This is a genomic window from Streptomyces sp. NPDC050315 (genome assembly GCF_040655775.1).
Taxonomy (GTDB): Bacteria; Actinomycetota; Actinomycetes; order Streptomycetales; family Streptomycetaceae; genus Streptomyces.
In genome coordinates this window covers 566341-580675 of sequence record NZ_JBFAKN010000001.1, presented here as the reverse complement: position 1 = coordinate 580675, position 14335 = coordinate 566341, and the positions used below count along the sequence as shown (strand labels likewise).

8 protein-coding genes and 2 pseudogenes are annotated in these 14335 nt (G+C 69.8%); 5 read left to right on the top strand and 5 right to left on the bottom strand.

Going from position 1 to position 14335, the window contains the following annotated elements; genetic code table 11:
- Positions 1 to 14 precede the first annotated feature (14 nt).
- A complete protein-coding gene (locus AB0I82_RS02705; RefSeq protein ID WP_363255215.1) occupies positions 15 to 953 on the top strand; it encodes an adhesin in 939 nt (312 codons plus the stop codon).
- Positions 954 to 1224: 271 nt separating this feature from the next.
- Here AB0I82_RS02705 and AB0I82_RS02700 read toward each other — a convergent pair.
- From AB0I82_RS02700 to AB0I82_RS02690, 3 genes and pseudogenes are all read right to left on the bottom strand, one after another.
- A pseudogene (locus AB0I82_RS02700) lies at positions 1225 to 1377 on the bottom strand (hypothetical protein); the annotation flags it as partial.
- 65 nt (positions 1378 to 1442) lie between these two features.
- Positions 1443 to 1586 (bottom strand): annotated as a pseudogene (locus AB0I82_RS02695) (GntR family transcriptional regulator); the annotation flags it as partial.
- 45 nt (positions 1587 to 1631) lie between these two features.
- Positions 1632 to 6086, bottom strand: a complete 4455-nt coding sequence (locus AB0I82_RS02690; protein ID WP_363255214.1) for an alpha/beta fold hydrolase — start codon at positions 6084 to 6086, stop codon at positions 1632 to 1634.
- A gap of 244 nt (positions 6087 to 6330) precedes the next feature.
- Between AB0I82_RS02690 and AB0I82_RS02685 the strand changes: the two genes are divergently transcribed.
- Complete coding sequence (locus AB0I82_RS02685; RefSeq protein ID WP_363255213.1) at positions 6331 to 6891, top strand: EF-hand domain-containing protein; 561 nt, start codon at positions 6331 to 6333, stop codon at positions 6889 to 6891.
- Positions 6892 to 6996: 105 nt separating this feature from the next.
- Here the strand turns inward: AB0I82_RS02685 and AB0I82_RS02680 are convergent, their stop codons facing one another.
- A complete protein-coding gene (locus AB0I82_RS02680) occupies positions 6997 to 7173 on the bottom strand; it encodes a hypothetical protein (protein ID WP_363255212.1) in 177 nt (58 codons plus the stop codon).
- A gap of 190 nt (positions 7174 to 7363) precedes the next feature.
- On the opposite strand from AB0I82_RS02680, the gene AB0I82_RS02675 reads away from it, so the two are divergent.
- The gene (locus AB0I82_RS02675) at positions 7364 to 8545 is read left to right on the top strand and encodes an acyl-CoA dehydrogenase (RefSeq protein ID WP_363255211.1); all 1182 of its coding nucleotides are present in this window, start codon (positions 7364 to 7366) and stop codon (positions 8543 to 8545) included.
- A gap of 42 nt (positions 8546 to 8587) precedes the next feature.
- Here AB0I82_RS02675 and AB0I82_RS02670 read toward each other — a convergent pair whose 3' ends face one another.
- Positions 8588 to 9541, bottom strand: a complete 954-nt coding sequence (locus AB0I82_RS02670) for a squalene/phytoene synthase family protein (protein WP_363255210.1) — start codon at positions 9539 to 9541, stop codon at positions 8588 to 8590.
- A 280-nt stretch (positions 9542 to 9821) separates the two neighbouring features.
- Here AB0I82_RS02670 and rph point away from each other — a divergent pair, with 280 nt between their 5' ends.
- Positions 9822 to 12461, top strand: a complete 2640-nt coding sequence (rph, locus tag AB0I82_RS02665) for a rifamycin-inactivating phosphotransferase (protein WP_363255209.1) — start codon at positions 9822 to 9824, stop codon at positions 12459 to 12461.
- A 359-nt stretch (positions 12462 to 12820) separates the two neighbouring features.
- A complete protein-coding gene (locus AB0I82_RS02660) occupies positions 12821 to 14299 on the top strand; it encodes a sugar transferase (RefSeq protein WP_363256050.1) in 1479 nt (492 codons plus the stop codon).
- Positions 14300 to 14335: the final 36 nt, after the last annotated feature.

Below are 14335 nucleotides of genomic sequence, written 5' to 3'. Positions count from 1 at the left end.
GGAGGAACACCCCGTTGTCACAGCCGAACAAGAACACCGGCCCGGACCGCCCGTCCCGGTCCGGTTTCGCGGAGACCTTCGCCAAGGGGGCGCGTACCCCGCTGCGTGGCCTGGCGCCCGGCCGACGGGTGTGGAAGACGGTGCTGGGCCTGCCCGTGCTGGCCGGTGTCGGCGTCGGCGTGGTGGCGCTGGCCACCCTCGGCGCCTCCCAGGTGCGCTTCGGTGACGGCCAGGAGAAGGCCGTCGCCGCCAAGCAGCCGAAGCCGACGAAGACGAGCTCTCCGGCACCGGCCGCCAAGCCCAGCAAGTCCCCGAGCCCGGCGTCCCCGAAGCCCAGCGAAGCGGGGGCGCCCTCCCGGGCCCCTGAGGCGCCGAAAGCGCCGGAGAAGAAGACCCCGGCCCCCGAGGCCAAGAAGCCCGCCGGTCCGCCGCGCGTGACCTACACGGGACTCGCGGGCCCCGGCTGCCCGACCCCGCCCGGCGGCGGCTATGAGCAGCAGGGCGCGTACAACGACGGCGGCAACGGCTGGTACGGGCTCACCGGCGGCTCCACCCGGGAGGGCGGCTGCAGCGGCCAGTTCACGTCCGTACCGATGTCCGGCGAGCCGGGCAAGGATGCCAACAGCCGAGTGATGTGGTGGTTCGCGCCGGGCCCGGAGTCCCGGACCTGCCAGGTCTCGGTCTACGTGCCCCAGGGGCCCAACGACCGCGACGTGAACGGCCATCCGACCACCTATCACGTGCTGACCGACGCCTTCAACCGGGACAGCAAGTACGGCCAGTTCACCATTGACCAGGCCGGGCACCGCGGCACCTGGCAGCCGGGCGGCACCTTCCAGGTCCGCCAGGGCAAGATCGCCGTGAAGCTGCTGGACCGCGGCATCGATTTCGGGCCGGGCCGCGAGGGTGCTCACCACGCGGCGGCGCCCGTCAAGGTCACCTGTCACGGCTGAGCGTCCACTGCGGGACCGCTGCGTGTCGCAGGCCATTCCCTACGGCACAGCGCGCAGCGGGCCCGCAGCCGGCCGCGCACCGGCAAGCGGATGTGCTGGTGGCAGGCAGGACAACACAACGACACACGCAACGGCGCCCGCCCACCACTGACCGCCTCCGGCCCCCCACCATCCGGCCACCAACGCCGGCACCATGATCGCGGCCGCCGCCATCAGCCTCGTCGGCGCCGTCGTCTCCGTCCTGTGGGCGCCCGAGACCCGCGGCCTCGACGTCGTGTGCCGCGACGGCATCGACCAGCCGCTCCTGGTAACGCCACAGCGCGTCGTTGCCGGGGTCGGCGAGCGTTGCCCGGACGCCGACGGTCTTGTAGGCGCGGCAGTGCTGCCACATCGTACGGATGGTGTTGACCAGCACAGGGTTGCCGGCAGCCTCGTGTGCTTCAACTCTTCGCGCATGCGGGCAATCGCTGTGGCGCCGAAGCCGGCTTCCTCAAGACGCCGGATCGCTGCACGGACCGGCATCTCACTGGTGCCGACCTCGGCAGCGAGATCACGAATGCGCAAGCGATACCCAACGGGAAACTCGCCACTCATGATTGCCTCGTGCAGCACCGCGTACACACGGTCGGCCATGGACGGCGTCGGCTCGAGGCGCTTGGACATATCCACGAGTGGATCCTAGACAGCGCGGACCTCGGAGCCAGTGGTGCGGTCGGCGGTCCGCATCGTCTCGTCCAGGACGTGGACGATCCGGGTGAGGTGTTGTGGGCGGAGCATGTCGACGTGGTGGCAGTCGACGGGGTGGATGACGACGCGGCCGGCTACGTACGGGCGCCAGGCGTCCTGCGGTGATGCGGTACCGAAGAGGCGGTCGGTAGCGGTGAAATGGATGAGGTCCCCGGAGTAGGAGTGCGGTGTGAAGGACCGCTCCAGTGCGGCGTTGTTACGCATGACGCCGACGAGTGCCGAGACGCCCTCGGCGCCGAGCGCGGTGAGGGAGCTGTTGGGATGGTGGCCCAAGCTGCGCACGATGCCCGGCCAGTCGAGGTGCTCGTACTCGGATGCGGGCAGGGCGTGTTGCAGCCCCGCGTCCTTGAGGAGGACTTCCATCAGCATCCGCTCCAGTTGCTCGGGTGCCGGGCGGGTGGCCCCGGGGCCTGGCGGCCAGGTGTCGAGCATCGCGAGCAGACCGGTCTCCTCGCCGGCGGCCTGCAGCTGGACGGCCATCTCGTGCGCAACGAGGCCTCCGAAGGACCAGCCGAGCAGGTGGTACGGGCCGCGCGGCTGGACGGTACGCACGGCGTGGACGTAGTCGGCGGCCATCTCCTCCACGGTGGTGGCCATCGGCTCGGAACCGGCCAGGCCGCGGGCCTGCAGCGCGTACAGGGGCCGATCCGGTGCGGAGCCGGACAGGAGCGCGGCGTACGGCCAGCCCACCCCGGTGGCCGGATGGACACAGAACAGTGGGGGAAGCCGCCCGCCGGGACGGAGGGGGAGCAGGACACCGGCCGGATCCCGGTGGGGGCCGGAGTCCGGGTGGTGCGCGTCGTGCCGGAGCCGCAGGGCGAGCCCGGCGATGGTGGGGTCGGCGTAGAGGGCGTCGAAGGTGAGCTCGGTGCCGAGGGCGGCACGTACCTGCCCGAGCATCCGGGTGGCCTGCAGGGACTGCCCGCCCAGCTCGAAAAAGTTGTCGTGCGGGCCGACGTGGTCCCGGTGCAGGATTTCGCACCAGATCCCGCGGAGTACGCGCTCCACCCGGTCCGGCGTACCCGCCGCGGCAAGCCCGCCCGGGTGTCCCGCCGGGGGACGGGCGGAGAGCTGCTCCTCCGCCGGCAGCTGCCGGGCCCGCGGCAGGGGCGGCGGCCCGGCCACCAGGCCCGCCCGGGCCATCCGCTCCGCGTCCAGGCCGATCAGCAGATGCGGAGTGTCCTGGGCGAGGGCCGCGTCCAGGCAGCGCAGCGCCTCGGGGACGCCGATGGCGCGGTGACCCCGGGCGGCCGTCAGCGCCCGGTACGGGTGGCCGCGGCTCATGCCGATCTCGTCCCACATGCTCCAGCCCAGGCTCCACGCCGCCATCCCGCAGCGTGTGCGCTGGTGGACGGCGAGGGCGTCCAGGAAGGAGTTGGCGGCGCTGTAGGCGTGCATGCGGGAGCTGCCGAACGCGCCCACCGTCGAGGAGAACGACACGAACACCGCCCCCGGCCGCCCGCGCAGCAGCTGGTGCAGCGCCCAGGCCCCGTGCGTCTTGGCCCGCAGGACGGCCTCCCACCGCTCCGCGGACGCCTCGTCCGCAGGGGTGTCCGCGTAGTGACCCGCCAGGTGCAGGACGCCCGCGAGTTCGGTGTCCCAGCGCTGCTCGGCGGCGGCCACGGCGGCCCGCAGCTGCCGGGCGTCGCACACGTCCGCCGCCCGGTAGTCGACCTCGCCGAGCGCGCTCAGCTCCTTGAGCGCACCGAGTCTGCGCCCCAGTTCGCCACCGGCGGCGATGCGGGTGGGCCACTCGCCGCGGTCCGGCAGCCGGGTCCGGCCGAGCAGCAGCAGCCGCACGCCGTACGTGGTGAGCAGGTGCCGGGCCACCTCCACGGCGATGGCGCCGAGCCCGCCGCTGATGGCGTACAGGCCGCCGGGGCGCAGCGGGGGCCGGGAACCGGTCGCGGGCCCCGAACCGGCCGCGGGGACGGGCGCCGCCACCAGACTCCGCGTGTACCGGTCGCCCCCGCGGAAGGCGACCTCCGTGTCCTCGGCAGCGGCGTCGAGCTCGTCGAGTACCAGCCCCGCGGCGGCGTCCGCGTCGTCGGCGGGCAGGTCGATGTGGCGGCAGCGCAGCCTCGGCAGCTCCTGCCGCAGGCTCCTGATCACGGTGGCAGCGGGCGCTCGTTCGAACGCCACCGCGTCCTCCGGGTGCACGGACTGGCTGTAGCTGCTCACCACGTACAGGGCGGGCGGATCCGCCTCCCCGTACCGCGCGGTCAGCGCGGCGGCGAGGCGAGTGGGCGAGCGTACGGCGTCCCGCTCCGCCCGGGCCAGATCGTCGGGCGTGGGCTCGCCACCGTACGGGGCCCAAGTGGCCAGGTGGACCACGGCGGTGACATCTTCGCCGCGCTCCGCGAGCAGGGCCAGCAGCTGCGTGCAGGCGGCCGGGTCGTCGAAGGGGAGCGCGTACCGGTCGGGGCCCAGCGCGGCGAACTCGGCACCGGGATGGGTGAGCGTGCACCGCTGGTCGCGGGCACGGAGCCGGTCGGCCAGGCGTTCGGCCAGTCCGTGCCGGTCGGCGAGGAGTACGGTGTGGCCGCCGGGCGCGTCCCTGCGCGCCCGCTCCGGCAGCGGGGCCCGACGCCATACGAGGCGGTGGAGGCGGGCGGGGGAGGCACCGTCGTGGCGCCCGGCGAACGCCCCGGCCTCGAACTGCTCCCGGAGGCGGCTCCGCTGAATCTTGCCCAGCTCGGTCTTCGGAATCTGCTCGCGTGCCACGGGCACGAGGTGGGACGGGCTCAGGCCGGTCTCGCGGAGCACCGCGGCGCGGATGAGAGCGGGCGCCTTTTCCGGGTCCGCGTCCGGTTTGAGAGGGAAGAAGAGGGCGAGCTCATCGGTCGTGGCGCCTTCGGGCCGTACGGCGCAGGCAGCCGTGAACGACCGCTCCACGCAGCCGAGTTCCTCGACGACGGCCTCCACCTCGTGGCATAGGTGGTTGACGCCGTTGACGATGATGACGTCCTTGGCCCGTCCGGTGATCGTCAGCGCGCCCGAGCGGAGCACACCGAGGTCGCCCGTCTCCAGCCAGCCGTCCCCGGTGAACGCCTCGCGGGTCCGCTCCGGTGCGCGGTGGTAGCCGGCGGTGACGGCCGCCCCGCGCACCTGGATGCGACCGGTCGTACCCTCGGGAACCACCTGCTGCGCCTCGTCCACGATCCGCACGGCGAACCCCGGATAGGGCCGGCCGACCTCGACGGCCTCCGTTCCCCGGGAGCCGTCGTCGTCGAACGTCGTCGTCGGGGGCAGCACCGTGTCGATCTGCGCCGAGGCCGTCTCCGACATGCCCCACACCGGACGTATCGCGTCGGCGGGCAGGCCGTACGGAGCGAGGAGTTCGACGAACCGGCGGGCCGTCCGCCCAACAACCGTCTCGCCCCCGTTCAGCACGATCCGCAGCGCGGACAGGTCCCAGTCCTGTCCGGTGATGTCCGCCGCGCGCTCGTTGACCAGCCCGTACGCGAAGTTGGGCGCCCAGGTGAGGGTCGCCCGGTGCTCGTGGAGCAGCGCCGGCCAGCGCAACGGGTCGGCGAGTACCCACGGGGTCGAGGCGTGCACCTGACGGCAGCCCACCGCCACATTGCGCAGGTGGGACATGACAACACCGCCGACGTGGTCCAGTGGCATCCAGTTGAACCAGACGTCCCGTTCCGTCTGGCCGTGGTGCTGTTGGCCGGCCGCCGCGTGCATGAGGACGTTGCGGTGGCTGAGGCGTACGGCTTTGGGCGTGCCGGTGCTGCCCGAGGTGAGCATCAGTAGCGCCAGGTCGTCGGGGCCGCCGGTGTGCCAGTCGGCGTCGGGCTCGGCCTCGTGCAACTCGTCGATCGACAGTGCCCGCGCACCGTTGGGTACGGGACGGTCCGCGGCCGATGCCTGCGTCGGTACCCGTGTCGACGCCTGTGTCACGGTGCGACCGCCGAGCACCCACGGATCGTCCAACAGGAGCCGGGCAGCCGCCAGCCGTTCGCCGCCGCCGTTCGCCCCGGTCCGCTGCCCGCCCACGGCACCCGCCGAGGGTGCCGCCGCCAGCGGCGCCGCGACGAAGCCGCCGAGCAGGCACGCCCATAGACCCGAGACAAAGTCCCGGTTGTCGGCCAGTTGCAACACCACCCGGTCCCCGCACCGCACCCCGGCGGCGCGCAGACCGCCCAGTACACGCGAGGCGTCGACGGCGAGCTCGGCGTACGACTGGCGGTCCACGGCCCCGTCCCCCAGGACGTACACCAACTCCTGAGGGGAGCTCGCGGCCGCCGCCCGGCGCAGCACCGCGGGCAGTGTGTCCCACAGCTTCGTCGTCAACGGCGGCCCCTCGGCGACGGACCGCCGCAGGCCCGTCACCCCGGAATCCCGCGCAGGACGGGCGTCGGACGTGTCGACAGCCATCTTCCCGAGCACAGTGTCTTCCTTTCGCGTGTCTTCCTTTCGCTGTCCAGCAGGTCACACCCTCTCCACGCGCCTCGACGATCAATCCCCGATGCGGGCGAACAGCACGAAGGGGTGAACCGTCCCGAATCCGGCACTGGTTTCCCCTCGGCCACTGCGACTCTCGGAAGATCAGCATCGGTCCCCGCCGGACCCCGGCGCCAAGAGGCGGCGGTCCGGCACACGGAGAACGGAAGCAGCGCTCATGACGACAGAGACGACGCCCGAAGCCATCCACAGCAAGTGTGACCGGATGTTCGCCCTCCTCGATGTCGACGGAAACGGGCACATCGATCAGGAGGACATCGACCTCATGGCAGGAAAGATCCTGCAAGGCAGCCAGGTCCCCCTCGACTCCGCCAAGGCCACCCAGGTGAAGGCCGAGTACGCCGCCTGGTGGCGGGCGCTTGCCGCGCACGCCGACGCCGACGGTGACGGCAGGATCACCAGGGACGAGTTCCGCGCCTCCATGAGCGGCCTCGCGCCCGACGACCCCGCAATCCGCGACTCCGTAAGGGGCGCGGTCGACGCCGCGTTCACCGCGATGGACGCGGACGACGACGGCCAGATCCCCGTCGCGACCCTGGTGGCCATGTTCACCACCGGAGGCGTCGCCCCCGAGGACGCCGTCGAGGCCGCTCGTTTCCTCGACCGCGATGGCGACGGCACCATCACCCGCGACGAGTACGCCACCGCCTGGCTCGACTACTTCACCACCATTGACCCCGCCGCCCCGGCCAACCACATCCTCGGCCGCATCGGCTGACCACTGCCCGCGGACTCCCCGCCCTCCGGAAAACACGTCAGGCCGGTGCTGATTTCTCAGTACCGGCCTGACGTGGTGTCGTTGCTTCCCGGAAGTGAGGCCGGTTCAGGAGCGGCTGCTCAGGGGCTTTGCGGGCGCTGGCTGTTCTCGCAGGGCAGCGCATTCGTGCAGCGGGAGGTCACGTGTCTCCGGGGCCCAGGCCATGGAGACGGCCGCGCCGATCAGGCTGATGACCGCGGCGGCGAGCATCGTGCGGCCGATGCCCCAGTTCGCCAGGGCCACCGGGACCAGGTAGGTCCCGACGGCGGCTCCGATGCGGCTCAGGGGGAGGACAGGCCGACGGCGGAGCCGCGTACCTCGGCGGGGAACAGCTCGTTCGCCGCACTGTGGAACCGGACGGTATCTGGCTAAAGTGTCGCTGGCTCAGCACTCATGGCTCAGTACTCATGCTGATAGCGAGGAGCGACCATTCATGGCGGTCTCGGCCGGATTACATGTCAGCTCGGAATTTCCCGCGATGCTCCAGCGAATCGACGCACTCGGCGGGGCGATCGACGCGAATGCGGACGCGGCCGAGGAGCTCGGCAGACTCACCGAGGGCACCGCGCGGGCGTTGCTGGACGCCGGGGTCGTCCGGGCCGCACTGCCGCGGAACCTCGGCGGATACGAGTTCTCCCCGCGCCAAGTGATCGAGACGGTCGAGCGGGTCAGCTACCACGATGCGTCGGCCGGTTGGACGATGATGGCGTTGCAGTTGGTGACCGGCACCACTGCGGCCTATCTCGATGGCGTTGCGACGGCCGACTTGTTCCCGGATGTCGCGGGTGGGGATCACGCGCTGTTGGCCGGGCACGGCACCCGGCCCGGTCGGGCCGTCCCGGCAAAGGACGGCTACCTGGTGAGCGGCTCTTGGCAGTTCGCCTCCGGTATGGCGCACGCCACCCATATTCACAGTGCGATACAGGTCGAGGGCACCGGGGAGCTGCGGGTGCTGGCGATGCCGAAGTCGCAGGTGGAACTCGTCGACAACTGGGATGTGCTCGGGCTGCGTGCGACGCACAGTATCGACTACCACTGCGCTGATGTGTACGTCCCGGCGACGCACACCTATCTCGCCACTACGACGACCCCGGTCAACGGCGGTGCGATCTACCGCGTCGGCCTGGTCAACATGGCCGCGATCGGGCACACCGGCTGGGCGTTGGGTGTCGGGCGGCGCCTGCTCGATGAACTGAAGCGGGTAGCCGCGGCCAAATCCGGCACGCGGAACGCCGCCGTCGACACCGCGCAGTTCCACGCGGAGTACGCGACTGCCGAAGCGAAGTTGCGTGCGGCGCGGGCGTGGGCGATGGAGGTGTGGCGAGGTATCGAAGCCACCCTGGACGCGGGTGAGTTGTTGAGTACCGAGCAGGACACACTGCTCAGGCTGGCGCTCAACCACGCGACGTGGACCGCACAGGACGTGGGCCAGACGGTGCACCGATGGGCGGGAACGGCGGCGATCAGGCGCGGCCCGATCGACCGGTTCCTGCGCGACCTCGGCACAGGTACCCAACACATCACCTCGAGCCCGACGGTCCTGCAGAACTGCGGGAAATGGCTCAGCGGTGCACAGCCCCAAGGACGTTGGGAGTTCCTCGACTTGGCGCCGTGATCGGATTCCGCAGTGCCCCGCAATTGGCGAGCGGCGGCGTGCCTACTGACGTCGACGTTGACGTCGACGCCGATGTTGCTGCTTCCGGGCAGTTAGGTAGTGCCGCAGCAACACCTTTAGGGCGGCCGGTTTCAAAGCTCCCGCTTCCTCGTGCAAGAGCTTGCCACCCTTGCGTTGCACATCCTCCAGTTGCAGCTCCTGCACACGGATGAAGGCACGTAGGAAGGGCTGATGCTCCACCGTCACCAGGTCGGGCAGGTTGCGGCAGGCGCTCAGTCCGGCGCCGATGGTACGTGCCTGAGCCTGGACTAGCTGTTCCAGTGCGGGTGCAGATGTCGACGATGGGTGCAGGAGGTCATCGACTTCGAGGCCGAAGTGGGCCAACTCCGTGCGGGGAATACCGATCCGGCCCTGCGCGGCGTCCTCGGACAGGTCTGCGAGGAAGTCGGTGCGTTGCATGGCCTCGATCAGAGTACGGCAGCCGCGTTCGAATGCCTCGGCTCGCTTTGCTGGTGCCGTCGGTGCGACCAGCGACGCGGTGAGCATGAACGCTGGATACGAGTAGGTGTCCACGTATGCCTGGAAGTCGCTCTCGGCCTCGAAGCCCGTCCAATCGGCCTCCAGACGCGCGCCGTCCAGGAAGTTCTGGACGTACGTAGACAGTTGCGGGTGCCGCTGGGTTGTGTCGGCCAAAGCTCTGAGGGTGGGCTGCTCGGACGTGCCGTGCTCCATTGCCTCTCTGACCTGCTGGCCCCAGGAGTGGAGTGTGTTCCGCCGGGTGGCCATCTCACCTACGTCGATGCGCCTGTCGGTTTCGTGCATGAACGCTACGGCGGCGATGACGGACGGCTGGAGACGTGGGGGCAGAAGCAGTCGAACGGCGAGGAACTCCTGGACCTTGAAACGCCGAACCAGTCGGCGCTGAGCCTCGTAGTCCTGTCGGAGTGATGGATTGCTGATGCCGGCTTCGGTCAGCGCGGTGGACCACCTGGTCAATGCTCTCCTCGTTCGCCGTTCTCTCGGTTCGGTGCTCCATGGTCGCATCAACGGGGTAGGAGGACGCGCGCAGCCTTTAGCCCGGGTGGTAGCCATGACCGGCGCCGCGCCTTGAGAAGCTCGTCCGTTGCAACGGACGGTAAAACACAACAAAGGCAAGGAGAGATCTCTCCTTGCCTCTCTCAAGGTATAGCTCACTGGGGGGCTTGCGGCAAGGCCCAGGGTACGGCGCAGAATCGTCGGCCGAAGCCACTACCTGCGGAAACGGGGATACGACCTGATGATCGAGCAGTACGTGTTGGATATTCGAGAGGCTGACGAGACGCAGATCGTGGTCGTTGGCGGCAAGGGCGCGCACCTGGGCGGGCTGTCGCGGATCGAAGGCATCCGCGTACCGGACGGTTTTTGTGTGACGACGGATACCTTTCGGCGGATGATGGCGGAAGCGCCGCGGATGGAGGACCGGCTCGACCGACTGTCGCGCCTGGACGCGGAGGACCGGGAGGCGATCCGTACGCTCAGCGCGGAGATCCGCGGGGCCATCGAAGGGACCGCCATCCCGGGCGATCTCGCGGCGGCGATCACCCGCGCGCTCGCCCGGTACGGCGAGCAGGCCGCCTACGCCGTCCGATCCAGCGCGACGGCAGAGGACCTGCCGACGGCCTCCTTCGCCGGTCAGCAGGACACGTACCTGAACGTCGTGGGGCCGGCGGCGATTCTCCGGCACGTCAGCCGGTGCTGGGCCTCGCTGTTCACCGAGCGGGCTGTGACGTACCGTCAGCGGAACGGCATCGACCACCGTACGGTCCACATGGCCGTGGTCGTGCAGCAGATGGTCTTCCCGCGCGCGTCCGGCATCCTGTTCACGGCCGACCCCGTCACGGGCAACCGGAAGGTCGCCATGGTGGACGCCGGCTTCGGCCTCGGCGAGGCCCTGGTCTCCGGCCTGGTGAACCCGGACGTCTTCAAGGTGCGAGACGATGAAGTCGTCGCAAAGACGATCGCCGCCAAACAGCGTGCCGTGCAGGCCCTGCCGACCGGCGGTACGCAGGAAGTGGTGATCGACTCGCGGCGGCAGGAGCAGCCGGCGCTGACGGATGCGCAGGCAGTGCGGCTCGTACAGCTCGGGCGGCGGATCGAAGCGCACTTCGGCAGCCCGCAGGACATCGAATGGTGTCTAGTCGATGACGAATCGCGGGATGGCTTTCAGATCGTGCAGAGCCGGCCGATCACCACGCTCTTCCCCATTCCCGAGACCGGTGACGAGGTGCCCGAGGTCGGTGACCAGGGGAATCGCCTCTACGTCTCCGTCGGTCATCAGCAGATGATGACCGATGCCATGAAGCCCCTGGGGCTCTCCATGTGGCAGCTGACGGCCATGGTGCCGATGCATGAGGCAGGGGGGAGGTTGTTCGTCGATGTCACCCGGCGGCTGGCGTCGCCCGCGAGCCGCGACGGCCTGCTGGACATGATGGGGAGGGGAGATCCGCTGGTCAGGGATGCGCTGGAGACCGTACTCGACCGTGGCGATTTCGTCCCCTCGCTCCCGGACGCGGGCCCCGGCGGGCCGTCGGCCGGACCCCCGCCCGCCCCTATCGAGACCGATCCGGCCCTCGTCACCGAGTTGATCGAGCGCAGCCAGGCGTCCCTCGCCGCCCTGGAACGCGACATCCGGAGGAAGACCGGACCGGCGCTCTTCGACTTCCTCCTCGAAGCCTTCGAAGAGCACAAGCGAGTCCTCAGTGATCCATTGAGCATGCAGGCGATCATGGCGGGGATGGAGGCCACGTGGTGGCTCAACGACAAGCTGCAGGAGTGGCTGGGCGAGAAGAACGCGGCTGACACGCTCACGCTGTCTGCCCCCGACAACGTCACCTCGGAGATGGGACTGGCGCTGCTGGACGTTGCGGACGTGGTCCGCCGGTATCCGGAGGTGGTGGCGTTCCTGCAGGGCGTCGAGTCCATCAAGGATGAGGACTTCCTGGACGTGCTGGCGAAGCTCGCGGGTGGGGCCGAAGTACGCGATGCCATCGAGACCTACCTCGACCGGTACGGCATGCGCTGCGTCGGCGAGATCGACATTACGAGGCCGCGTTGGCGCGAGCGCCCCACCACGCTCGTGCCCGTGATCCTCGACAACGTCAGGAACTTCGAGCCGGGCGCCGCCGAACGGCGCTTCGAGCAGGGGCGGCAGAAGGCGGCGGCGAAGGAACAGGACGTGCTGGCACGCCTGCGGGCCCTGCCGGACGGGGACCGGAAGGCCGCCGAGGCCAAGCGGATGATCGACCGGGTCCGGACGTTCATCGGGTACCGGGAGTACCCGAAGTACGGCATCGTCAGCCGCTACTTCGTCTACAAGCAGGCGCTGTTGGCGGAGGCCGAGCGCCTCGTGCAGGCAGGCGTGCTTGCTGAGCAGGAGGACGTTTTCCACCTCACGTTCCAGGAGTTCCACGACGTCGTGCGCGGGCAGCGGGCCGATGCCCGGCTCATCCAGCAGCGCAAGGACGCGTTCCGGTCGTACCAGGCGCTCACGCTGCCGCGGGTGTTGACATCGGATGGTGAGGCCCTCAGCGGGGCGTACCGGCGCGACGACGTGCCGGCCGGTGCCCTGGTCGGCCTGCCGGTTTCCGTCGGGACCGTCGAGGGCAGGGCCCGCGTCATCCTGGACATGGCGAAGGCCGATCTCGAGGCGGGCGACATCCTGGTCACGGCCTACACGGACCCCAGTTGGTCGCCGCTGTTCGTCGGCATCGCGGGCCTGGTGACGGAGGTGGGCGGCCTGATGACCCATGGCGCGGTGATCGCCAGGGAGTACGGCTTGCCGGCCGTCGTGGGCGTGGAGCGGGCCACCCGGCTGATCCGGGACGGGCAGCGAATCCGCGTACACGGAACCGATGGGTACGTCGAGATTTTGCCTTGACGGCCCCCACTTGGAAGGACCGTCCGTCGTCGCCACCACCCGTGCGAGAACGCCCGTCATCACAGGTCACAGGTGTGACTTCAGAACCAAGGAACCCATGGTTGGTCACTGACCCATCACTGATCGGTCGACTCGTCTCCAAATCGTGAGCACAATTTCCACACATCTCTCTCTGCAGATGGGCCCCGATGGTCTAGATTGACCTTGCTTCAAGTGCAGTGCTGTGACATGAAGCGACAAATGGTGATCTATAGGTCGACCATTACGGGCACCCAGCAACCGTGCCCCCGGCGCCAGGCGTGGCGACGATCAACTCGGCGTTTTTTCGACCATGTACCACGGGGGACCGGGGGGTTTCTGTGCGGCAGGGGGGATTAGTCGGCCCTGTTCCGTCGGCGCGTGGGCGGCTGACGGACGGGGCGGTCGGCCGGCCGGCGAACGACTGGGAGCAGCGGTACCGCCGTACCGTGATCACCAGCGACATCGTGGCCACCGGCTTGGTCGTGGCGGGGATCGGCAACTTCTTCGGGGTCCGGGATGCCGCCGACTGGCATGAGAAGTGGGGAATTCTCGCCTTCGGCACCGAGCTGCTGGTGTTGGGAGCGCTTGCGGTGAGCCGGTCGTGGGCGCCGGCCGTGCTCGGCCAGGGTGCCGAGGAGTTCCGCCGGCTCGGACGCTCACTGTTCACGGCGACCGTCGTACTGGCGCTCGGCGGGATCGCCCTCACCTCGCGCAACATCAAGCTCTGGATCTTCGTCGCGATCCCCGCGATCGCGCTCGTCACCATGACCGCGCGGTATCTGCTCCGCCTGTCGCTGCACAAACAGCGGAAGGAAGGGCGGTGCCTGCGACCGGTGCTCGCTGCCGGGAGCCCGGACACCGTGCGCGACCTGATCAGCCGGACCCGCAAGTTCCCGCACCTCGGCTGGCAGGTGGCGGCGGTGTGTACGACGGACGGTCGCGGGCTCGACGGTGACGACTTGGACGGAGTGCCGGTCGTCGGCCGGCTGGAGGACGTCGCCAAGCACGTCCACCACGACGGCTACCGAGTCGTCGCGGTCACACCGGACCCGCACTGGACACCGGACCGCCTGCAGCGGCTCGCCTGGAACCTCGAAGACAGCGATGCCGAGATGGTCGTGGCCCCCGTGCTGATGGAGGTGGCGGGGCCGCGACTGCACGTCGACGCGGTGCTCGGGATCCCACTGCTGCGGGTCAGCATGCCGACCTTCACCGGGGGGCGGCGCGCGGTCAAAGAGGTCGTCGACCGGTTGGGCGCGGCGATCCTGCTGGTGCTGTTCGCGCCGCTCATGGTGTGCGTCGGACTGCTCGTGATGGTGGACAGCCGGGGCGGTGCGTTCTACCGCCAGCGCCGGGTCGGCAAGGACGGCCGCGAGTTCACCATCCTCAAGTTCCGCACCATGGTCGCCGGGGCCCATGGAGCACGGGCACAACTGGCCGATCGCAACGAGGGCGCGGGGCTGCTGTTCAAGCTCCGCCGGGATCCGCGGGTGACCCGGGTGGGAACAGTGCTGCGCCGGTACTCGATCGACGAGCTCCCGCAGCTGTTCAACGTACTCACGGGATCGATGTCACTCGTCGGACCGCGGCCTCCGTTGCCGGAGGAGTGTGCCGCGTACGGCCCGGACATCCGGCGGCGGCTGCTGGTCAAGCCCGGGCTCACCGGCCTGTGGCAGATCAGCGGACGCAGCGACCTGCCGTGGGAGGAGGCGGTCCGCCTCGACCTGCGGTACGTGGAGGACTGGTCGCTCGCCCTGGACACAGTGATCTTGTGGAAGACACTGCGCGCGGTGCTGCATGGACACGGGGCGTACTGATGCGCGGGGGCTCGGCAGCCGGCCGACGCATGGATC

Bases quoted from the DNA above. Each gene is read 5' to 3' on its own strand.
- AB0I82_RS02690 (WP_363255214.1), bottom strand. From the start codon at position 6,086: ATGGCTGTCGACACGTCCGACGCCCGTCCTGCGCGGGATTCCGGGGTG.
- AB0I82_RS02685 (WP_363255213.1), top strand. From the start codon at position 6,331: ATGACGACAGAGACGACGCCCGAAGCCATCCACAGCAAGTGTGACCGG.
- AB0I82_RS02675 (WP_363255211.1), top strand. From the start codon at position 7,364: ATGGCGGTCTCGGCCGGATTACATGTCAGCTCGGAATTTCCCGCGATG.
- rph (WP_363255209.1), top strand. From the start codon at position 9,822: ATGATCGAGCAGTACGTGTTGGATATTCGAGAGGCTGACGAGACGCAG.